Source organism: Actinoplanes sp. 13 (assembly GCF_056134165.1).
On sequence record NZ_JBVYOQ010000001.1, the window covers coordinates 197,298 to 216,224 of the forward strand.

At 72.2% G+C, this 18,927-nt stretch carries 17 protein-coding genes and 3 tRNA genes; 9 read left to right on the forward strand and 11 right to left on the reverse strand.

What is annotated here, in order from left to right:
* The first annotated feature begins 28 nt into the window (after positions 1-28).
* Positions 29-2,101 (forward strand): Hsp70 family protein, encoded by a 2,073-nt coding sequence (locus AC0NH5_RS00815; protein WP_474398670.1) that lies wholly within the window; start codon positions 29-31, stop codon positions 2,099-2,101.
* Here AC0NH5_RS00815 and AC0NH5_RS00820 read toward each other — a convergent pair.
* From AC0NH5_RS00820 to AC0NH5_RS00840, 5 genes are all read right to left on the reverse strand, one after another.
* Positions 2,057-3,754 carry a dynamin family protein gene (locus tag AC0NH5_RS00820; RefSeq protein ID WP_474398673.1) on the reverse strand — a complete coding sequence of 566 codons (1,698 nt, stop codon included), beginning with the start codon at positions 3,752-3,754 and terminating at the stop codon, positions 2,057-2,059. The genes AC0NH5_RS00815 and AC0NH5_RS00820 overlap by 45 nt on opposite strands.
* The gene (locus AC0NH5_RS00825) at positions 3,755-5,629 is read right to left on the reverse strand and encodes a hypothetical protein (RefSeq protein WP_474398675.1); all 1,875 of its coding nucleotides are present in this window, start codon (positions 5,627-5,629) and stop codon (positions 3,755-3,757) included.
* Positions 5,630-5,932: 303 nt separating this feature from the next.
* A tRNA-Val gene (locus tag AC0NH5_RS00830) sits at positions 5,933-6,004 on the reverse strand.
* A gap of 22 nt (positions 6,005-6,026) precedes the next feature.
* A tRNA-Cys gene (locus AC0NH5_RS00835) sits at positions 6,027-6,097 on the reverse strand.
* 30 nt (positions 6,098-6,127) lie between these two features.
* Positions 6,128-6,200 (reverse strand) — tRNA-Gly (locus AC0NH5_RS00840).
* Between the two features lie 119 nt (positions 6,201-6,319).
* Here AC0NH5_RS00840 and AC0NH5_RS00845 point away from each other — a divergent pair.
* Positions 6,320-7,498: a GNAT family N-acetyltransferase gene (locus AC0NH5_RS00845; protein WP_474398678.1), complete on the forward strand. Its 1,179-nt coding sequence runs from the start codon at positions 6,320-6,322 to the stop codon at positions 7,496-7,498.
* Positions 7,499-7,636: 138 nt separating this feature from the next.
* Here the strand turns inward: AC0NH5_RS00845 and AC0NH5_RS00850 are convergent, their stop codons facing one another.
* The 3 genes from AC0NH5_RS00850 to AC0NH5_RS00860 are packed head-to-tail and all read right to left on the reverse strand — an operon-like array spanning position 7,637 to position 10,527.
* A complete protein-coding gene (locus AC0NH5_RS00850; RefSeq protein WP_474400295.1) occupies positions 7,637-8,368 on the reverse strand; it encodes an FAD:protein FMN transferase in 732 nt (243 codons plus the stop codon).
* A gap of 32 nt (positions 8,369-8,400) precedes the next feature.
* Complete coding sequence (locus AC0NH5_RS00855; protein ID WP_474398681.1) at positions 8,401-8,925, reverse strand: FMN-binding protein; 525 nt, start codon at positions 8,923-8,925, stop codon at positions 8,401-8,403.
* 27 nt (positions 8,926-8,952) lie between these two features.
* Positions 8,953-10,527, reverse strand: coding sequence for a ferredoxin reductase family protein (locus AC0NH5_RS00860; RefSeq protein WP_474398683.1), 1,575 nt, complete (start codon positions 10,525-10,527; stop codon positions 8,953-8,955).
* A 167-nt stretch (positions 10,528-10,694) separates the two neighbouring features.
* Here AC0NH5_RS00860 and cbiE point away from each other — a divergent pair, with 167 nt between their 5' ends.
* From cbiE to AC0NH5_RS00885, 5 genes are all read left to right on the forward strand, one after another.
* Positions 10,695-11,909: a precorrin-6y C5,15-methyltransferase (decarboxylating) subunit CbiE gene (gene cbiE, locus AC0NH5_RS00865; protein ID WP_474398685.1), complete on the forward strand. Its 1,215-nt coding sequence runs from the start codon at positions 10,695-10,697 to the stop codon at positions 11,907-11,909.
* Complete coding sequence (gene cobM / locus AC0NH5_RS00870; RefSeq protein WP_474398687.1) at positions 11,906-12,649, forward strand: precorrin-4 C(11)-methyltransferase; 744 nt, start codon at positions 11,906-11,908, stop codon at positions 12,647-12,649. The genes cbiE and cobM overlap by 4 nt, the downstream gene beginning before the upstream one ends.
* Positions 12,650-12,742: 93 nt before the next feature.
* Positions 12,743-13,477, forward strand: coding sequence for a cobalt-precorrin-6A reductase (locus AC0NH5_RS00875; RefSeq protein WP_474398689.1), 735 nt, complete (start codon positions 12,743-12,745; stop codon positions 13,475-13,477).
* 49 nt (positions 13,478-13,526) lie between these two features.
* Positions 13,527-14,291: a hypothetical protein gene (locus tag AC0NH5_RS00880; RefSeq protein WP_474398691.1), complete on the forward strand. Its 765-nt coding sequence runs from the start codon at positions 13,527-13,529 to the stop codon at positions 14,289-14,291.
* On the forward strand, positions 14,288-14,824 hold the full coding sequence (locus AC0NH5_RS00885; protein WP_474398693.1) for a hypothetical protein: 537 nt from the start codon (positions 14,288-14,290) through the stop codon (positions 14,822-14,824). The genes AC0NH5_RS00880 and AC0NH5_RS00885 overlap by 4 nt, the downstream gene beginning before the upstream one ends.
* 75 nt (positions 14,825-14,899) lie before the next feature.
* Here AC0NH5_RS00885 and AC0NH5_RS00890 read toward each other — a convergent pair whose 3' ends face one another.
* Complete coding sequence (locus AC0NH5_RS00890; protein WP_474398695.1) at positions 14,900-15,850, reverse strand: GlxA family transcriptional regulator; 951 nt, start codon at positions 15,848-15,850, stop codon at positions 14,900-14,902.
* Between the two features lie 91 nt (positions 15,851-15,941).
* Between AC0NH5_RS00890 and AC0NH5_RS00895 the strand changes: the two genes are divergently transcribed.
* Positions 15,942-16,064, forward strand: a complete 123-nt coding sequence (locus AC0NH5_RS00895) for a hypothetical protein (RefSeq protein WP_474398698.1) — start codon at positions 15,942-15,944, stop codon at positions 16,062-16,064.
* Between the two features lie 84 nt (positions 16,065-16,148).
* Here AC0NH5_RS00895 and AC0NH5_RS00900 read toward each other — a convergent pair whose 3' ends face one another.
* The gene (locus tag AC0NH5_RS00900) at positions 16,149-16,829 is read right to left on the reverse strand and encodes a SemiSWEET transporter (protein ID WP_474398700.1); all 681 of its coding nucleotides are present in this window, start codon (positions 16,827-16,829) and stop codon (positions 16,149-16,151) included.
* A 241-nt stretch (positions 16,830-17,070) separates the two neighbouring features.
* On the opposite strand from AC0NH5_RS00900, the gene AC0NH5_RS00905 reads away from it, so the two are divergent.
* On the forward strand, positions 17,071-18,267 hold the full coding sequence (locus AC0NH5_RS00905; RefSeq protein ID WP_474398701.1) for a hypothetical protein: 1,197 nt from the start codon (positions 17,071-17,073) through the stop codon (positions 18,265-18,267).
* Positions 18,268-18,284: 17 nt separating this feature from the next.
* Here AC0NH5_RS00905 and AC0NH5_RS00910 read toward each other — a convergent pair whose 3' ends face one another.
* Positions 18,285-18,734, reverse strand: a complete 450-nt coding sequence (locus AC0NH5_RS00910; protein WP_474398702.1) for a YdeI/OmpD-associated family protein — start codon at positions 18,732-18,734, stop codon at positions 18,285-18,287.
* Positions 18,735-18,927 lie beyond the last annotated feature (193 nt).

The following is an 18,927-nucleotide window of genomic DNA, read 5'->3' on the forward strand; positions in this document are numbered from 1 at the left end:
GCGATATGTGCAGGTGAGACTGGGAGCCATGGCGATGCTCGGTGTGGACTTCGGCACGTCCAACAGCTCCATGGCGGGCCCGGCCGGCGCCGGCGGTCCGGTCCGCACGGTGCCCGACGCCCAAGGCCTGGACAAAACGCCGTCAGTCGTCTATTTCGGATCGGACGAGACGCTGGTCGGCGCCGAGGCGCTGGACGTGCTCGCCGACGCGGCCGGTGACCCGGACGAGCAGGGGCGGGTGGTGCGCAGCATCAAACGGCGCCTGCTGTCCCCGCCGCGGATCGCGCTGCCGGACGGGCGCACCGTCCGCCCGACGGAGGTCGCCACAGCGATCCTCGCCAAGCTGCGGCAGGACGCTGAACACACCCTCGGCGAGCCGATCGACCGGGCCGTGGTCACCCGGCCCGCCGTGTACGACGCGGACCAGCAGCGGGTGATCGCCGACGCGGCCGGTGACGCCGGGTTCGACCACTGCGAGCTGTACGAGGAGCCGTGCTCGGCTGCTCTCGCGTTCCAGCACGACGGCGGCCGGGTCGGCGACGGCGTGCTGGTCTACGACTTCGGCGGCGGCACCTTCGACGCGGCCGTGGTGGCCCGCGAGCCCGGCGACACGCGTTTCCACCTGGCGCTGGAGCCGGACGGCGACCCGAACTGCGGCGGGGACGACCTGGACCAGATCCTGTACGACTACTTCGACGACGAGGCGACACGGGTGGCCGGCCGGCCGATAAGCGGGCAGGAAGGCACGGTCGACGCAGCGTTCCTGCACATGTGCCGGCGCCGCAAGGAAAGCCTGTCGTCCAGCACGAGTGCCACGTTCAGCACGATGCTGGCCGGCGGGACGCGGTTCACCTCGACGATCGAGCGGGCCGCGTTCGAGGAGCTGATCGGGCCGCTGATCGAGCGGACCGTCCGGACGACGGCGGCGGTCGCCGAGCGGGCGGCGGGCGACGGCTTCCCGATCGACACGGTTCTGCTGGTCGGTGGTTCGTCCCAGCTGCCGCTGGTGCGCCGCCGCATCAAGGAGGCGCTGGGCATCGCGCCGCAGACATGGCGACACCGCGATCTGGCGGTCGCCCTCGGCGCGGCCCATCACGCCGCAACGCTGTGGCCCCGACGTTCCCGTCGCACGACCGTCACGCCGCCGGCCTCCGAACCGACCAGGGCCGCACACAGACGACCGCACGACAAGCCCATGAAGAGGAGGAACGGACCGGCCTTCGTGGCCGACGTGGCCGTCCCCGGAGTCATCAAGTGTCTTGCGGTCAACGCGCGGGGAACACTGGCAGCCGTGGGCAGTGACGAGATGCGCGCCTTCGTCATCGACCTCGGCAAGCGCAAGGTCCTCACGTCGATCGCCTATCCGGTGAACACGGTGCAGAGCCTCATCCGCCTCGGACGCACGGCACACCTGCTGAAATCGGTCCGCGGCATCGACTTTCACCCGGACGGCCGGACGATGGTGACGGCCGGCGACGGACTCATGACTCGCTTCTGGAACGTGCGCGACGGCTCCCAGGCCGGGTCCGCGTTCAGCGGCGGCAACATCGGCGACATCCGTTACAGCCCGGACGGCAAGTTCATCGTGACGGCCTACCAGTTCGGGAGTGACGTGTTCGTCGACGACCTGGCGACGAAGGCGCGACGCCACAGTTTCACGATCAGCGGGCTTGGGCGGCGCGCTCTCGCGCTCGGCGACCGGATCTACACGCTGTCCAGCACCGAGCTGGTGGTGCGAAACGCCGGCAGCGGCGCAACCATCCGGACGATCAAGTGCGGTCCCGGCGCGGAGGACCTCGCGGTCGCGGGAAAGTTCGCGGTCGTCAGCCGAGGTCCTGGTGTCACCACCTACGACCTGGATACCGGCCGCCAGATGCGCCTGGTCAAGGGCCGCCACGGCGCGGTTGCGACGAGTGCTGACGGCCGCTGGGTGGCAGCGGCTCAGGGGAAGACCGTCAAGGTGTGGGACACCACCTCGGGCACCCTGCACTGGACGAGCCCGCCACAGACGTTCGAGCCCGGCCCGAGGCTCGTCTTCGATCCCGGCGGCACGTTGCTACTGGTGCCGGTCCTCGACACCCTTCGCATCCTGCGGCTCTGACTCGTCGAGATCCTCCAGAAGCAGCCCCAGTCGCACGTACGCGCGGTCGGCCACGCGGTGCCGTGCCGAACCCCGGCGCACGCTGTCCCGGAGTGTCCGCCAGCGAACCTGAGCCTGTGCACAAGCGGCCATCTCGACGTTGCCGCGCAGGCGGCGGGCGGGCTCCGGGCCGTACATGCCGAGCAGCACGCGCAATTCCGCGGCCTCCTCGTCGGTGAACGCCGACCGCTCCTCCTCCATCGCCTGCAGCGCGCTGAAGTCCTCATTGTCCTCTTCCAGTCGGCGCAGCAGCCGGGTGAGCCGCAGCTCGATCTGCTGCCACTCGGATTCATGCGGAACCGAGCGTTCGGCGTCCGCGAGCCGGTCGGCCAGGTAGTCGCGCAGCTCGTCGCCGCCGGGCACATCACCGGCCAGAGTCACGAACCGTTGCAGCCGCGCCGCTTCGGCCGCCGCCCAGCGGCGCCGCGGCATCAACGTGTCGAACCACAAGCTCCGGAGCAGGCGCCGGGCGTCCACCAGAATGCGGTAGCAGCGCAGCAACGTCGCACGCTGCAGGAAGTGGTCACGCAGGATCCGCCGTAGCGCGGAGAAGCCCGCGATCGCCTCCAGCCGGTCAAGCAGTTCCGCGGTGGTGCCGTCCTGTGCGATCACCGAGGCGAGGGTCGCGAACACCCGCCATTCGCCAGGCACCGCCGCTCGCAGGGCCCGCCGGTCCGCCGCGCTCAGCGGGCAGCCGGATGGCTCGTACCCGCAGAAGAGTTCTTCGTTCTGCAGCAGGAGATCACGGTGAGCGTCGCTCATCCGGCGCAGCGCGGCCGCCAGCTCGGCGAGCTGCTCGCCAGAGATGCGGTCTATCGCCCGCGCCAGCCCGGCCGACACCGGGACCACCGTGTTGAGCTGGGCGTCGAGTTGTCCGGCGATCTTTGCGGCCAGTTGATCGCGGCGGTCCAGCAACTCGTCACTCAGGTCGACCTTGGCGATCACCCCGATCGCGTTCATCGCCCGGGCCCGGCCCTTGCTCACCGCCGCGAACTGCTCCAGCATCTGCTGATCGCCGGTTCGCGCGACCGCGCCGACCAGGTAGATCATCGCGTCCGCGGCCTCGTGGATGCGCTCGGTCTCGGCGTCGTGCCGTTCGCGCAACTCCCGCACCAGGTTCAGGAAGTCCTCGGTCCGGGTGATGTGCTCGGTCACCGTCGCGCCGGTACCGGGCGTGTCCACCAGCGTGATACCGCGCAGCAACGGGCTCGGCGAGAGGTACTCCAGCCGTTCGATGCCGTTGGCGCGTTCCAGCGTCGCCGGGTCCACCCCCTGCAGCGAGGCGAGGAACTGGGCGCTCTCCTCGGTGACCCGCCCGCCACGCCAGTGACAGCGCACCGGATAGCCGGGGCGGGGCGCGCCGGAGACGAAATGGTTGATCGTGGCCGTGGTCTCCGTGTTGCCGACGACCGCGAGGTCGTCGCCGAGCAGCGCGTTGACGAACCGGCTCTTCCCGGCGTTCACCGCGCCGACGGTGGCGACGGTGCACGGCTGGCCGACCTGCGTGGCAAGCCGGCGCAACCCCTCGACCGCGCTCCCCGTGCCGTCGAACCTTGCCAGCGCGGCCACCGCCGCATCGAGAACCTCAGTGGTCGCCTCCTCGACGCCGGTCATCTACACGCCGGTCCAGTCGGCGTCGGCGTCGCCCGGTTCGTGGTGCTGTGGGGGCTCGGGCGGCGAGGACGCCTCGAACTCGCGCAATCGGCGCGCGGTGTCGTCCAGATCCTGGATCGCGAAGAGGTCACCCATCTCGCCGATCGTGGCGAGCCGCACCTCGCGGTCGGTGATGTCCGATCCGGACGCGCTGATGACGTCTTTCGTCTTCTTCATCGACGGCTCGATCAAGTCGTCGTTGAGCGACACCGACCCGCGGCCCGCGACCTGCGCCTTCAGTGCGGCGGTCCGGGCGTTGTCACCGTCACCCTCGTCATGCGTCTTCGGCTTGGCGACGGTCGGCCGGTCGACGCGCAGTGTGGTGCTCTTCTGGTAGTTGTTGCCGTCGACCCATTTCTGCCGCTCGTCGTCCCACCGCTCGTCGAAGTCGGAACGCCCGGTCTGCGGGTTGCGGGTGATGAGCCGCATCTGGGCGTGCGGCACGATGTGCTCGTTCTCGGTGATCCGCTTGTCGCCCTCGTACTCCGCCGGGGCCTGCCGATTCATGGCCGCGATGTGCCCCAGCCGTTCGCGATCTCGCAGCGACTCGAGCTGCAGTTGGTCGTTCGCCGCGGCCGCGTCCCGCGCACGCCCCAGATCCTGCTGCACGAGCTCGAGCCGTCCGGCCCGGGCCGCGGCGAGCGCGTCCCCCAGGTGCCGGTTGGTGTTCGCCAAGCCGGCTGCTTTCGCGGCGACACCGGCCGCGGTCAGATGCTCCGCCGCGGCGGCCGCGTCCTGAGCTTCGACAGCGGCCGCGGCCTGCGCGAGCCGACGATCAACTTCGCCCTTGGCGTACGCCGCGTCCAGCAGCTTCTCCTTCTGCAGAGCGGCGCTCGCCTGCTCTGCGGCACCTTGCTTCTCGGCCAGCATCTTCTCCTGCTGCGCGTCCCCGGCGTCCCCGGCCGTTTGCTGTTTGGCGGCGAGGGACTTTTCCACCTGATCTTTTTCGGCCTCTTCCTCGGCGCGGGCGCGGTTGGTAGCACCGGTTCGGAAGCGGCGCGCATTTATCTTCAAGTTCTGCAGCCGGAGGGCCGCCTTCGCGTCATCGAACCGGTCGGCCTCAACCCTGGCATTGGCCCGCTGCGCCTCGTGCAGCGCGTCCACGGCCTCGGCCGACGCATGCTCCACCGCGTCGAGGCGCGCGGACGCCTGCTGCTCGCCGACACGGGACTGCTCCACCGCCTGAGCCGAGAGTTCCTTGTTGCGGTGCGCCCGCTCGACGGCATCCGACGAGCCCGACGCCGTGGCGCCCCGGACCGCATCGTGCGATGCCCGGCTCACCTCACCGGACCGCTGCAGGGCCTCGAAGCGGGCCTCGCCGGCCTCTCCCGCCCGGCGTGCGGTTTCCGCCCGGGCCGCCCCCTGCAGTTGATCGTTGCGCTGGTCGTTGTCCAGCCGCGCCGCCGAGTCCTGTGCCTGGCGTTGCTGCGCCGCCCTGGTCTGTTCGACGATCTGGGTGGCTCGTTGCGTGTCGACCCGGGGCTGGTCCGCCACCGGTGACGCCGAGCCCGAGCCTCCGGCGCCCTGGACACGGCCCAGGTCGGCCCGTTCTTTCCGATCCTCGATCTGCTCGGCGGAACGTTTCTGCTGCTCCAGATTGCGCTCCACGGCCGCGTCGGACGCCTCCTGGGAGGTTCGTTGCGTTTCGAGCCGTGCCTCCTCGGCCTGCCGGCTGGCCTCACGGACGCTCGGGTCCGGCGCGTTCTTCGCCGTGGACGAGGTCGGCGACGGCGGCGGATCAGGCGGCTTCTCGTAGGGCGGCGGCTTCGGCGGCGGCGGCTTCGGCGGCGGTTCCGGCTCCGGCCGTGGCGCGACGGGCTTGATCGGATCAGTCACGACAATCACCTGCTATCGGCAAGCGCCGCCCAGCACCCGGACTGGCCTCGGCGGCATAACCGCGAGCATGGCCATCCCACCCGCGCCGTTCAACGCCCCCGCACAAACCCGACAGCTGAGCCGACCCCGCTCACAACCGCGACCGTGACAGCGCCCACGTACCTTCCCAGCAACCACTCACTCAGAGGCGGCCGGCAGAGGGGGTGCGGGTGGCGAAGCCCCCGCTGCGCGCGACGAAGTCGCGCTAAAAGGACGAGGCGGCCAGGTCAGCGCATTTTGCTGACACAGGCCGCCGCCGACTCGTGGGCGATACTGGGATCGAACCAGTGACCTCTTCCGTGTCAAGGAAGCGCGCTCCCGCTGCGCCAATCGCCCGGGTAAAACCTCGTTCGAGACGAGGTGGAGACGGGATTTGAACCCGTGTACACGGCTTTGCAGGCCGTTGCCTCGCCTCTCGGCCACTCCACCGAGGTGGCCCCGATGTGGCGGGCCGATCCGAGCGGACGACGGGATTCGAACCCGCGACCCTCACCTTGGCAAGGTGATGCGCTACCAGCTGCGCTACGTCCGCGTGTCGCCCGGCTTCCCCGGCGACGCAGGAAACATTAGCCGGTCGCCGGGTCGCACGCCAAACCGGGGTACCCCGGCGTGTCGTGGGCAGCCCGATCCGGGGCGCGGTTGGATGGGCGGATGGAGATCCGGCGGATCAACGCGGCCGAGCGGCCGGAGACGATCTTTCCCCTGCAGGCGTACGCGTTCAAGCCGTCACCGTGGCCGGCCGACGACGTGGAGGCGTACCGGCGGCGGACGCGGTTCTTCGAGTCGGCGGTGACGTTGATCGCCGAGGAGGGCGGGGAGACGCTGGCCGGGGTGGCGGCGCTGCGGATGCGGCAGAACGTGCGGGGTGTGGTGCACGACATGGCCGGCGTGGCGTCGGTGGCGACGCACCCGTCGGCACGCCGGCGCGGGCTGGTGCGGGAGCTGCTGACGCGGCTGTTGCGGCAGACCCGGGAGGAGGGGTGCGCGGTGAGCGCGCTCTATCCGTTCCGGCCGAGTTTCTACGCGAAGTTCGGCTTCGTCGGAATTCCCCGTCGCCGCACGACGACGTTCGCCCCGGAGGGGCTCAGCGAGCTGCTGCGACGCGACTTGCCGGGCACGGTCACCCGCCTGCCGATGACGGAGGCCTTCCAGTCGTACGACGATCTGACGCGCCGCCTCGTCTCGGAGCGGCACGGGTTCGCCGTGTTCGACGCGACGCGCACCGCGGAGTTCCGGGACGACCGGCTGTGGGTGGCGGTGGCCGAGTCGGGTGGTGAGGTGGTCGGCGCGGTGCGTTACCGGATCGACGGGCACGGGCAGAGCCTGATCGGCGACGATCTGCTGACCACCGGGCCGCTGGGCCGGGCGTTGTTGTTGCGGTTCCTGGCCGGGCACGTCGATCAGGTGGCCCGGATCAAGCTCACCGTCGGGGTGGACGACGTGCCGGAGTTGTGGGGCACCGACCTGTCCGCGGTCACCGAGGGCCGGGTCGACTATCCGCGGGACAACGCCCCGATGGCCCGGGTGTTGACCGTGCCCGCGCTGGCCGGCAGCCGGGTCGGCGCCGGCGACGTGACCGTGGAGATCACCGGGGACGCATTGATCGGCGGGGTCTGGCGGCTGGCGGCCGAGGACGGCCGGCTGGTCGTCAGCGAGGGCGGCACACCGTCCGCGACGCTCACGGCGGCCGGCTTCAGTGGCTTGGTCTACGGCGTCCTGGACCCGGTGGAGGTCCTGACCCGCGGGCTGGGAGAGCTGACGGCGGACGCGATCGGCCCGCTCGGCACGCTGTTCCCGCGCCGCCTGCCCTACCTGTTCGCCGACTTCTAAAAACCGCGTGTGAACTTGCGGCTCGAATCGAGCCCGAAGTTCACACACAGGATCCGGCCAGGGCGCTACGTCCTGGCCGAGCAAGCGTGTGAACTTGCGGCTCGAATCGAGCCCGAAGTTCACACACAGGTCTGGGCGCTAGGGGGTGGCGATGGGGAGGCCGGGTGAGGTGAAGGCGCGGCCGTCGTCGGTGACCGCGGCCGACTCGTACCCCTCGTCGATCCGCTTCGCGAGCCAGTCCAGGCCGTGCGGGCCCATGGCCAGCGCCGCGGTCGCATAGGCGTCCGCCACCGCGAGGTCCGGCCCCACCACGGTCACCGACCGCAGGCCGTGAGCCGGTTCGCCGGTGCGGGGATCGATCACGTGCGCCCCCCGCTCGTAGACGCCGGAGGTCGCCACCGCGCCGTCGGTCACCTCGAGGACCCAGCTCAGCTTGTCGGCCTCCCACGGGTGCCGGACACCGACCCGCCAGGGCCGTCCGCCGGGCCCGGCGCCGCGCATCCGGAGGTCGCCGCCCGCGGCGAGGAAGTGCCGCGTCGACCCGGCCTCGGCGAGACGCTGCGAGGCCACCTCGACCGACCAGCCCTTCACATAACCGGAGGGGTCGAGCGGCCCGCCGGCGTACGCGTCGAAGTAGCCGTCGGTGTCCCGCCACAGGTCGGCGCACCGGTCCAGAACCAGGCGCAGGTCGGCCGAGCAGTCGTCGAGGGTGATCTCGCCACGCCGGAAGCGGCACACCTCACTGTCGTCCTTGTAGGTGCTGAACCGCGCGTCCACCTCGTGCAGCCAGGCGCACGTGGCGGTGACGAGATCGGTGAGCCGGGCCGGCGGGAGGTCATCGGCCAGTTCGATGCTCACGACCGTACCCATGACCTGTTCGACGTGGCGCACGGAAAGTGACCTTACGCGCCGGCCTTGTCCAGCGCCGCCTGGAGGGACTCGACGTACGACTCGCTGGTGAAGGTCGCGCCGCTGACCGCGTCCACGTCGGCGCTCTGTGCCGCCAGCGTGGCCTGGCTCAGCTTCTTCACCGCGTTCGGGTTGATGGTGCCGCTGAAACCGCTGGTCGGGTACGACGCGTCGGCCGCGCTGACCTTGCCCCCGCTGACCTTGATGGTCACCTGGATGGTGCCGTAGGGGTTCTGGACGGCCTTGCCCTTGTAGGTGCCCGCCTTGAGGCCGGCCTCCTCCTGCTCGGCCTCCTTCTCCTGACCGCCGTTGCCCTTCTTGTTGTTCGCCGGCTTCTTGGTGGCGGTGGCCTCCGGTTCGGCGGCCTCCTCCTTACCGGCGTCGCCGGCCTGCTCCTTCTCCTGCGAGACCGGCGCGGTGGCGATCGGTGCGTCCGGCGGCTGCACGCTGAGGCGCACCCCGAGGATCAGAGCGGCGCCGGTGAGGGTGCCGACAGCTGCTGCGGTACTGCGTCGCATCGCGAAAACTCCCGAGAGTAGGGGCGGTCAGAACTCGAACGGGTCGAGGTGGAGCTGGCTGTCCGGCACGTCGAGCTGGCGCAGCGTGCCGACCGCCGCGTTCACCAGCCCGGGCGGGCCGCACAGGTAGACGTCGCGCCGGTTCACGTCCGGCACCAGGCCGCGCAGGCCTTCGGGGGTGAACAGCCGGGCCGGGCCCGGGTCGGTGCGCGAGCCGACGATGTAGCGCACCCAGGCGTCCCGCTGCTCGGCCAGTTCCTCCAGCTCGGCGCGGAAGACCAGCTCCTCGGGGCGGCTCGCCCGGTAGATCACGATGGTGTCCGGCGGCATGTCCTCGAGCAGCGCCCGGATCGGCGCGATGCCGCTGCCGCCGGCGATCAGCAGCGCCCGGCGGCGGGTCCGCCGCTGGGCGGTGAAGGTGCCGAACGGCCCCTCGGCCCAGACCGGGGTGCCGGGCCGCATGGTGGCCAGCTTGCGGGTGTGCCCGCCGGCGATCGTGACGGTGAGCCGCAGCCACTGCGAGTTGGGGGCGGCGGAGAGCGAGAACGGGTGCGACTGCCACCAGCCGTTGGCGGTCAGGAAACGCCACCGCATGAACTGGCCGGCCTGGGCGGGCAGCCGGTCGAGCCGGTTGCCGTCGATGTAGATGGAGAACGTGTTGGCGCCCTCGCCGACCACCTCGGCGACGGTGAACCGGTGCCGGACGTTCAGCCAGAGCGGCTCGACGATCCGGCCCCAGATCAGGGCGGCCAGGGTCAGCGCGCCGAGGGCGGGCCAGAACACCGAGGCGAACTTGCCGCTCATGTCGGCGCCGGCCGCCATCTGGTGCCCGTAGCCGAGCAGCAGGACGCCGTAGCTGGTCAGGTGGATCAGGTGCCACAGCTCGTACGGCAGGCGGTTGCGCATGAACCGGATCGAGACGACCGCGATCAGGACCAGCATGCCGGTCGCCACGGTCGCGCTGATCATCTCGGGGAACGTGGTGATCACGGTCCAGGCCTGGTCGACCACGCCGGTGTCGGCGGTCAGCGCATATCCGTAGACGATGAAGACGATGTGCGCGACGACCGCGGTGAGCAGCGAGGTGCCCAGCCAGCGGTGCCAGATCAGCAGGTCCCGGGAGCCGACCCACTCCTCCAGCCAGGAGACCCGGCTCATCATCAGCAGCTGGATGAAGAGCAGGTAGCCGCCGATCAGGCCGGTGATCCGCCCGGCGGCGAGCATCAGCGACGTGGTGTCGCTGACCGCGCCGGCCTGGGTGTTGAACAGCCAGAGCGCGACGCTGGTGGCCAGCCCGGAGATGAACAGCAGCACGACCAGGAGCCGGTTGCCGCTGGTGGCCTCGGCCGGCGGGCGGTCGTCCGGGATCGGCACGCCGGTGCCGGCCTGCCAGCCGCTCGAGTCGTCGGGCGACTCGACCACGATGTCGCTGCGCCGGTAGGGGTCGGCCGGCTCGAACGAGGCGTACTGGTCGGACGGGGCGCTCGACCACGCCGGTGGGGACGGGTTGTCCCAGCTCGGGCGCGTGTCGTCCCGGAGGTCGGCGAAATAGCCGTCGTCGTCGGGCAGCTCACGCTGGTCCTGGAAGGCCGGTAGGGCCATCGTCCTCACCTGCTCAGCAGTCGTCTCACGGCGTCTGCCACCCCTGCGGCTGACGTGACGGCCCGGTCCGCGGAAAGTGCCGTCAGGATGGGGTACGCGTGGGACCGCCGGTTGGCTCAACCCGATGCGGAAAATTCCGCGCAGCGGGACCGGGATAGGTTCTGCGGGTGGGTCCGGAGGAAGCGGAGATGGTCACGGTGGTCGGCGTCGGCGCCGGCGGATGGGCCGACCTTTCTGGTACGAGCCAGAGCGCGCTGACCACCGCCGGGGTGATCTTCGGCAGCTCCCGTCAGCTCGCCCTGTTACCGGAATCGATCGTCGCCCGCCGGGTCCCGTGGCCGTCTCCCCTGGTGCCGGCCCTGCCGGGGCTGCTGGAGGCCGAACGGGACCGGGTGGTGTGCGTGCTGGCCAGCGGCGACCCGATGTTCCACGGGATCGGCGCCACGCTGGTGCGGCTGCTCGGCCCGGAGCGGGTCCGGGTGCTGCCGCATCCGTCCTCGGTCTCGCTGGCCGCGGCCCGGATGGGCTGGGACCTGGCGACCGCCGAGGTGGTGAGCCTGGTCACCGCCCCGGTGCCCACGCTGGCGCGACGGCTCGGCCCGGGCCGGCGCCTGCTCGTCCTGGCAGCCGGCGCGCAGACCCCGGCCGAGGTCGCCGAACTGCTCCGGGCACACGGCTATGGCTCGTCCGCGATGACCGTTCTGGAACAGCTGGGCGGCCCGGCCGAACGGGTGGTGACCGGCACGGCGAGCGACTGGGCGACGCCGGCGGGCGACCCGCTCAACGTGATCGCCGTGCACTGCGGCGACGGGCCGGCCACCTCGTGGGTGGCCGGTCTGCCCGATGACGCGTACGTCTCGGACGGCCAGCTGACCAAGCGGGAGGTCCGCGCGGTCACGCTCGCCGCCCTGTCCCCCGCGCCCGGGCGGCTGCTCTGGGACGTCGGCGCCGGGTCCGGCAGCATCGGGATCGAGTGGATGCGCAGCCACCCGTCCTGCCGGGCGGTCGCCGTCGAGTCGTCCGCCGACCGGATCGCCACCATCACCACCAATGCCGCGGCCCTGGGCGTGCCGGGCCTCCAGGTGGTGCACGGCCGGGCGCCGGAGGCCCTGGACGGGCTGCCGGCGCCCGACACGATCTTCATCGGCGGCGGCCTGACCCGCGACGGCGTCCTGGACCGCTGCCTGGCAGCGCTGCGCCCGGGCGGCCGGCTGGTGGCCAACGCGGTGACCGTCGAGTCCGAGGCCGTGGTCGCCGCGGCGTACGCGAAGCACGGCGGCGAGCTGACCCGCCTCACCGTGCAGCGCGGATCCCCGGTCGGCGGGTTCACCGGCTGGCGTTCGTTCATGCCCGTCACGATCTGGTCGGTGGAGCCACGATGACCGTTCACTTCATCGGCGCCGGTCCCGGCGCCGCGGATCTGATCACCCTGCGCGGGCACCGCCTGGTCGCCGCGGCGCCGGTCTGCCTGTACGCCGGCAGCCTGGTGCCCGCCGAACTCCTCGAGGCGTGCCCGCCGGGCGCACGGAAGGTGGACACCGCGAAGCTCACCCTCGACGAGATCGTCGCCGAGATGGTCACCGCCCACCGGGCCGGGCACGACGTGGCACGCCTGCACTCCGGTGACCCGTCGGTGTTCAGCGCGGTCGCCGAGCAGATGCGCCGGCTCGACGCCGCCGGAGTCCCCTACGACGTGACGCCCGGCGTCCCGGCGTTCGCCGCGGCCGCCGCGTCGCTGAGCCGGGAACTCACCGTGCCCGAGGTGGCCCAGACGGTCATCCTGACGCGCACCGCGGAACGCGCCACCGCCATGCCGCCCGGTGAGGACCTGGCCACGCTCGGCGCCAGCCGGGCCACCATGGTGCTGCACCTCGCGGTTCAGCGGATCGACGCGGTGGTGGCCGAGCTGGTCGGCAACTACGGCGTGGACTGTCCGGTCGCGGTGGTGGCCCGGGCCAGCCGGCCGGACGAGCTGATCGTCCGCGGCACGCTCGGCGACATCGCGGCCCGGGTCACCGAGGCCGGGATCAGGCGGACCGCGGTGATCGTGGTGGGCGCCGCGCTGACCGCGGGACAGTTCCCGGACAGCCACCTCTACTCGGCGGACCGCTGCCGGTCATGAGGACGGAGCGGGCCAGGCCATGAGGGCGGAGCGGACCGCTGCCGGTCATGAGGACGGAGCGGGCCAGGCCATGAGGGCGGAGCGGGGCCGGCGGTGAGGGTGCTGCTGCTCGGCGGGACGGCGGAGGCGCGCCGGCTGGCCGGTCTGCTGGTCGCGGACGGGCACACCGTGGTCAGCTCGCTCGCGGGACGAACCTCGGATCCCCTGCTGCCCGCCGGGGACGTGCGGATCGGCGGCTTCGGGGGCGTGGCCGGGCTGACGGCCTATCTGCGGGACGAGCGGATCGACGTGGTCGTCGACGCGACACATCCGTTCGCGAGCCGGATCACCGAGCATGCCGTGGCGGTTTGCGGTGCTTTGCGCGTACCGCTGCGAATGTTGCGAAGGCCCGGCTGGACCGCCGCCCCGGGCGATGTGTGGCACCGCGTCGCGTCGCTGGACGAGGCAGCGACGCTGCTTCCGCGGCTCGGCCGGCGGGTCTTCCTGACGACCGGCCGGCAGGGCCTCGCCGCGTTCGCCGGGCTGGACGGGTGCTGGTTCCTGGCGCGCTCGGTCGAGCCGCCGGGAGAGCCCGCGCCCCGGCGGCTGGAAGTGGTGCTGGACCGCGGGCCGTTCACCGTGGCGGCGGAGCGGCGACTGATGGCCGGGCACCGGATCGACGTGCTGGTGACGAAGGACAGCGGCGGATCGGACGCGAAGCTGGTCGCGGCCCGGGAGCTGGCGATCCCGGTGCTGATGGTGGACCGGCCGCCGGTGCCGGCCGGCACGCCGAAACTGTCCACACCGGAGGAAGTCGCTTCCGCGTTGCGCCGGCGGACGGAAAATTGACACCGGACTGAGCCTGCGCGGGCGGCCAGTTCGGTGCGACGCTCGAATCATGTCGGTCCGCGCGCTGCCTGGCGAGCTGAACGCCGTGCGTGCCCTGGTGGCCGGCGGGCTGGCCGAGGTGCGGAACGGAACAGGTGATCCGAGCCAGTTCTGGATCCGCTCGGCCCGCGTCCGCCTGGCCGCGGTGGACGAGGTCCTCGTCGAGGCCGCCGGCGTCGTGGCGACGCCGGTCCGGGTGGCCGCCGGGACGCTCGCGTCGTTCGGTGCGGTGGCGCTCACCGCGGCCCTGGCCCGCTTCGCCGGGCTCGGACCGGGCGGCGTGCTGGTCGTGCTCGGCCTGCTGGCAGCGGCCGCGCTCCTGGTGGCGCCGGCGGCGGGCCGGCGGTTCCGGATCGCGTTGGGGCGCCGGCGACTCGCGCGTGCCGGGATGCCACCGGAGACCCGCAGGCCGGGCGGCGCGGACGCTCCCGCCGGACTGAGCGCGGGCACTCCCGCCGGGCTGGGCGCGGGCACTCCCGCCGGGCTGGGCGCGGGCACTCCCGCCGGACTGGGCGCGGGCACTCCCGCCGGACTGGGCGCGGGCACTCCGGCCGGGCTGATCGTCGTGCCGGAGTCGCTGGAACTGGCCCGGGTGCGGCTGGTGTCGGCGACCCTGCGGCACGTCGGGACCGGGCGGTGGACGATGCCGCGACTGCGGCCGGCCGCCCGCAGCGATCCCACGGTGCGCCGGCTCGCCCACGCCGATCTGCTGCTCTGCCAGGCGATCGACTGCCTGGAGCGCTATCTGGACGATCTCGCGAAGGGGTGGCCGTGAGGCGGGACGACCCGTTCGCCGGCGGCGTCGCGCCCCGGCTGTGGCGCATCGACCGGGAACTGGCGGCGGCGCTCCTCGACGCGCAGTGCCGGGACTGGATCGCGGAGCGGCCGGACCGGGTGGGTTTCGCACGGCTGGGGCAGGCCCGGCACGAGGTGGGCACGGCAGCCCGCCGATACCGGGTGCTGCGGATCCGGTTCGCGCCGGTGCTGCCGGCCCTGGCCGGCGTGACGGTCTTCCTGCTCCTGCGGACAGACGATCCGGTGCTGCTCGGTCTCGCCGCGGTGGCCGGCTTCTGGGCCGCTCTCGCCGTCCGGGCGGGCGCCCGGCTGATCCGGCGCCGGGATGCCCGGCCGGAGGCGGCGCCGATCGACGACCCTTACCTCTATGCCGGTCTGCGCCGGCGGATCGAGACCTGCGCGGTCGCCGCCCGGGGCAGCCGCTCGTACCGGCGGCGGCCGGCCGCGACCGACCTGGAGTACGCGCTGGGCTGGCTCGCCGCCGCCCAGGACGAGCTGCCCCGCCGAACGTGAGGGGGCGCGGTCGCGGTGGGAGGCCGCAAGGTTGTGTGTGAACTTGAGGCTCGAATCGAGCCCAGAATTCACACGCTAGGTCTTGGATTTGAAGGTGCTGCGGTACGCCTGGGGGGTGGTGCTGAGGCGGTGGCTGAAGTGGTGCCGCAGGGTCTGCGCGCTGCCGAAGCCGGCCCGCCCCGCGATCGCGTCGACGCCGAGATCGGAGTCCTCCAGCAGCTGGCGGGCCAGCAGCACACGCTGGGCGGTCAGCCAGTCGTGCGGGGTGGCACCGGTCTCGGCCCGGAACCGGCGGGCGAACGTGCGCGGCGCCATGTGCACGATCTCGGCCATGCTCTCCACGGTGTGCTCCCGGTCCAGGGTGCGCAGCAGTTGCTCGAGCAGCGGCTGCAGCGTCTCGCACGAGACCGAGGACATGATCGGCGACTCGATGAACTGGGCCTGGCCGCCGTCGCGGTGCGGCGGCACCACCATCCGCCGGGCGAGGGCGGCGGCGACCGCGGAACCCTGCTCCTCGCGGATCAGGTGCAGTCCACAGTCGATCGCCGCGGCGGTGCCGGCGCTGGTCACGATGTTGTCGTCGGCCACGTAGAGCACGCCGGGATCGACCTTCGCCTTCGGGAAGCGCTCGGCGAGCCGGTCGGTGTGCCGCCAGTGGGTGGTGCACCGCCGGTCGTCGAGCAGGCCGGCCTCGCCGAGGGCGAACGCGCCGGTGCAGACGCTCATCACCCAGGCGCCGCGCGCGTGCGCCCGGCGCAGGAGGTCGAGAATTTCGGCCGGCACCTCGCGGATGTCGTTGGGCACGACGACCACCAGGTCCGCCGTCTCGGCCGGCGTCAGATCGTGGCTGGGCGAGATGGAGAAGCCGGAATGGGTCTGCACGGGAGCGCCGTCCACACTGCACACGGCGAACTCGTAACTGGGCAGACCGTCCGCGGTGCGGTCGTAACCGAAGAGCTCGCAGAGGATGCCGAGCTCGAAGACCGCCACTTCGGGCATCGCGATGACCGCCACACTGCGCAACATGCCGCCACCCTACCCGGGGTTGGCAGTTTCTTGAAGATGTATGGCATATCTGCCACTGTCCTCCGGCCGTCCGCGGGACGAAGCTAGAGGCATGGAAATCGTGTTGCTTGTCTTCTTCGTCCTGATTCTGATCGCCTCGATGACCGGGCACACCGCCGACAGCCGGGACAGTGCCGACTGGAAACCCTCCGACAACGGGCGCCGGGTCTCTTGACCCGCCGCCCCACGATGATCGCCACTGAGAAACGCCACAGGCCGGCACCGACCATCGGTACCGGCCTGTCGCGTACGACAAGGGTCAGGCGCTCGCCGGGACCAGCCGGGGCAGCGCCATCTCCGGGCGCGCGGTGACCGCGCGCTCGCGCCGGGCGAAGAGCACGCCGCAGACGATCGAGGCGCTGGTGAGGCCGATCAGCGCGGACGCCCACACCGCCGGCTGACCGACGCTGAGCCCGTACCCCAGCCACGACGAACAGGCCGCGGCGGCGAGGCCCCAGCGCAGCGGCGAGAGCCCGGAAAGGTCCTGGTTCCGGTCGCGGAGCAGGGCGAGCGGCTGCGGGATCGCCGAGACGAACGACACGGCCGCCAGGACGGTGCCCAGAATGCCCGCGGCGCCGGCGCCGGTGACCTGCGGCAGAGCCGCCGCAGCGGCCGTGCCCAGCACCGCGAGCAGCACGCCACCGGCCAGGCCGGCACTGGCGGCCAGCGTCCGGCCGGAGCGCAGCCGCGGCTGGGTGACCATCAGCGCGACGAGGATCGACAGCCCGGTCAGCACGGTGACGCTGTTCGTCAGCACCTGGAAACGGTCACCGATCAGCAGCCCGTAGGTCACCCATCCGGCCGGCATCGCGACGCCCAGCATGCACGCGGTCGGCGACAGGCCCGCGGTGCGCCGCCGCACACAGGAGCGGTAGACCTGAGGCCACGCGATGGACATCGACAGGGCGGCTCCGAGGAGACCGAGGATGTGGGTAAGCATGATCCGTTTCCGGGTCGGGGTCGGGGTCCGGCCGGCGGATCCGTGATCCGCGGCCAGCGATCCGTTCGACCCGTCCCGGGGGCGCCTGACCCCATGCACCCGCACCGCACCCGGCCGCTCCGCACCCGCAACCGGCTCACGGCGTCACTGTGACCGCGCTAACTGCGCGGGTTCTTGCAGCTCAGAACAGAGCGGACACCTGGGCTGCCGCGAACTCCGGCGGATTTGGCACAGTGGACGCATGCTGACCGACGTGGACCTGCCCGCGCCCGGACTGCTGTGGACCCGCTGGGCGGCGTTGAGCACGACGTTCACCGGGCTCGGCCGCGCCGGAGTCTGGTCGATCGACGACCGCGGCGCCCGCCTGGACGACCGCCACCGGAGCTGGGCGCGGTTCGCGCTGCTCGACGGGCGGCGCGCCGTGCTGTTCGGGCAGCATCACGAGCACAGCGCCACCACCCGCGCCGACCCCCCGCTCGACCTGCTCACCGGCGCGCCGGACTGGCTGCCCTGGGCCGAGCTGGCCCCACTCGCCGAGGACGACGAACTGGGCTTCGTGATCTGGCACGAGAGTGGCCGGTGGTCCCGGGTGCGTTACCAGGACGGGCTCGGCGACGGCATGACCACGCTGCTCGCGCCGCTGCTCAGCACCGAGAACACGATCGTCGCTCTGGCGGGCGTGGTGACCGGGCCGGGCCGCCCGGAGCCACCCGAGCCGGCCCGGGTGGCCGGCGAGCGCCTGCTGAACGCCGCGGTGCGCGCCGACCTCACCCCGGGCCACCTGACCACCCTGCTGGGCCCGCTGACCGATCCCCCGCTGGACGCGGCGATGGCGATGGCCACCCGCGCCGGCCTGGTGCCCGGCAGCCGGGCGCCGCGCATCGCGCCCGGCCACCGCCCGCCGATGCGCCGGGTCCGGCGGCTCAGCCAGGGCGAGCACGACCGGCTGGTGTGGGCCGCCATGCAGGACGCCGACGAGCTGCGGCGGCCCGCCCCGCCGGAGACCGAGGAACTCAGCGACCTGATCAGCTGGCTCCAGGAGCGGTCGCCGGCCGGGGACGGCCGGTGCACGCTGCTGGCGTACGCGGACTCGACAAGCTACAGCTCCCAGCCCGGCGAGCATCCGCCGGCCGAGCGGGCCGGCGAGGAGCGCTTCGCGACCTTCCGCCGGCTCACCGAGCTGGTGCGGAGGGTACGGCGTGCGGAGTCCGACCCGCGGTACGGCCGGTGGCTGTTCCTGCGGGTGGAGACCAGCGCGAGCGGGGTGCAGGTGGAGCGCAGGTACGACTCGTGGCCGTCCTGGTGGCACGACGACGGGGTGTCCGGCCCGTGGCGGACCAACCTGCGGGAGGAGATGGAGGGCCGTGGCCCGGCCTGGCAGCCGTCCTGGGTGTCGCTGCTCGACCCGGAGGTTGCTTACCGCCCGACCCGGCACTGACTGCGGCCCGCGCCGCGCTAGCGGGCTTTGCCGGCCCGGAGCAGGTCCAGCGACCTGGCGAGCCGGCGCGCCCGCGTCTCGGCGGTCTTGGCCGAGGTCAGCTGCTCGGCATGCCACCGCTGGTTGCTGAACGACATCCGCTCCCAGAACGCCTTGGCCGCGGGCTCACCGGCAAGCGCCGCAGCCAGGTCCTCCGGCACCTCGACCTCCCGCGGCGCGGCGTCCAGCTCCACCTCGACGTCGTACACCTCACCGCCCTCGATCCCGGCCGCGGCCCGCCGCTCGGCGCTGACGCCCAGCCAGTGGTCGCCGCCCATCTTCGCGATCGACGACCGGAACTCGAACCCGTTCACCCGCACGACGACCTTGGGCCGCGCACCCCCGCCGAGCCCTTCGACGACCTCGCCGGCCACCCGGAAGCCGGTCGTGGTGCCCCCGGTCCGCTCCAACTCCGCCCGAAACCGCATATCGCCAACCTAGCCCCGGGCGGCGGTTTCCGACGATGAGAATCACCAAGCCGTGACAGGCCCGAAGGTCGTCGAAGTCCGGGAAACGGAGGACTCAGGGTGTCCGGCGCCAACGATCGGCTCCGCGTGTCTGCTCCCTGAACGCTTGAAGCTCTGGACGCTTCGAAGATCAGCGCTGCCGGGCCGGAGTGGT

Bases quoted from the DNA above. Each gene is read 5' to 3' on its own strand.
- AC0NH5_RS00815 (WP_474398670.1), top strand. From the start codon at position 29: ATGGCGATGCTCGGTGTGGACTTCGGCACGTCCAACAGCTCCATGGCG.
- AC0NH5_RS00820 (WP_474398673.1), bottom strand. From the start codon at position 3,754: ATGACCGGCGTCGAGGAGGCGACCACTGAGGTTCTCGATGCGGCGGTG.
- AC0NH5_RS00845 (WP_474398678.1), top strand. From the start codon at position 6,320: ATGGAGATCCGGCGGATCAACGCGGCCGAGCGGCCGGAGACGATCTTT.
- AC0NH5_RS00850 (WP_474400295.1), bottom strand. From the start codon at position 8,368: ATGGGTACGGTCGTGAGCATCGAACTGGCCGATGACCTCCCGCCGGCC.
- AC0NH5_RS00855 (WP_474398681.1), bottom strand. From the start codon at position 8,925: ATGCGACGCAGTACCGCAGCAGCTGTCGGCACCCTCACCGGCGCCGCT.
- AC0NH5_RS00860 (WP_474398683.1), bottom strand. From the start codon at position 10,527: ATGGCCCTACCGGCCTTCCAGGACCAGCGTGAGCTGCCCGACGACGAC.
- cobM (WP_474398687.1), top strand. From the start codon at position 11,906: ATGACCGTTCACTTCATCGGCGCCGGTCCCGGCGCCGCGGATCTGATC.
- AC0NH5_RS00880 (WP_474398691.1), top strand. From the start codon at position 13,527: ATGTCGGTCCGCGCGCTGCCTGGCGAGCTGAACGCCGTGCGTGCCCTG.
- AC0NH5_RS00890 (WP_474398695.1), bottom strand. From the start codon at position 15,850: ATGTTGCGCAGTGTGGCGGTCATCGCGATGCCCGAAGTGGCGGTCTTC.
- AC0NH5_RS00895 (WP_474398698.1), top strand. From the start codon at position 15,942: ATGGAAATCGTGTTGCTTGTCTTCTTCGTCCTGATTCTGATCGCCTCG.
- AC0NH5_RS00900 (WP_474398700.1), bottom strand. From the start codon at position 16,829: ATGCTTACCCACATCCTCGGTCTCCTCGGAGCCGCCCTGTCGATGTCC.
- AC0NH5_RS00905 (WP_474398701.1), top strand. From the start codon at position 17,071: ATGCTGACCGACGTGGACCTGCCCGCGCCCGGACTGCTGTGGACCCGC.
- AC0NH5_RS00910 (WP_474398702.1), bottom strand. From the start codon at position 18,734: ATGCGGTTTCGGGCGGAGTTGGAGCGGACCGGGGGCACCACGACCGGC.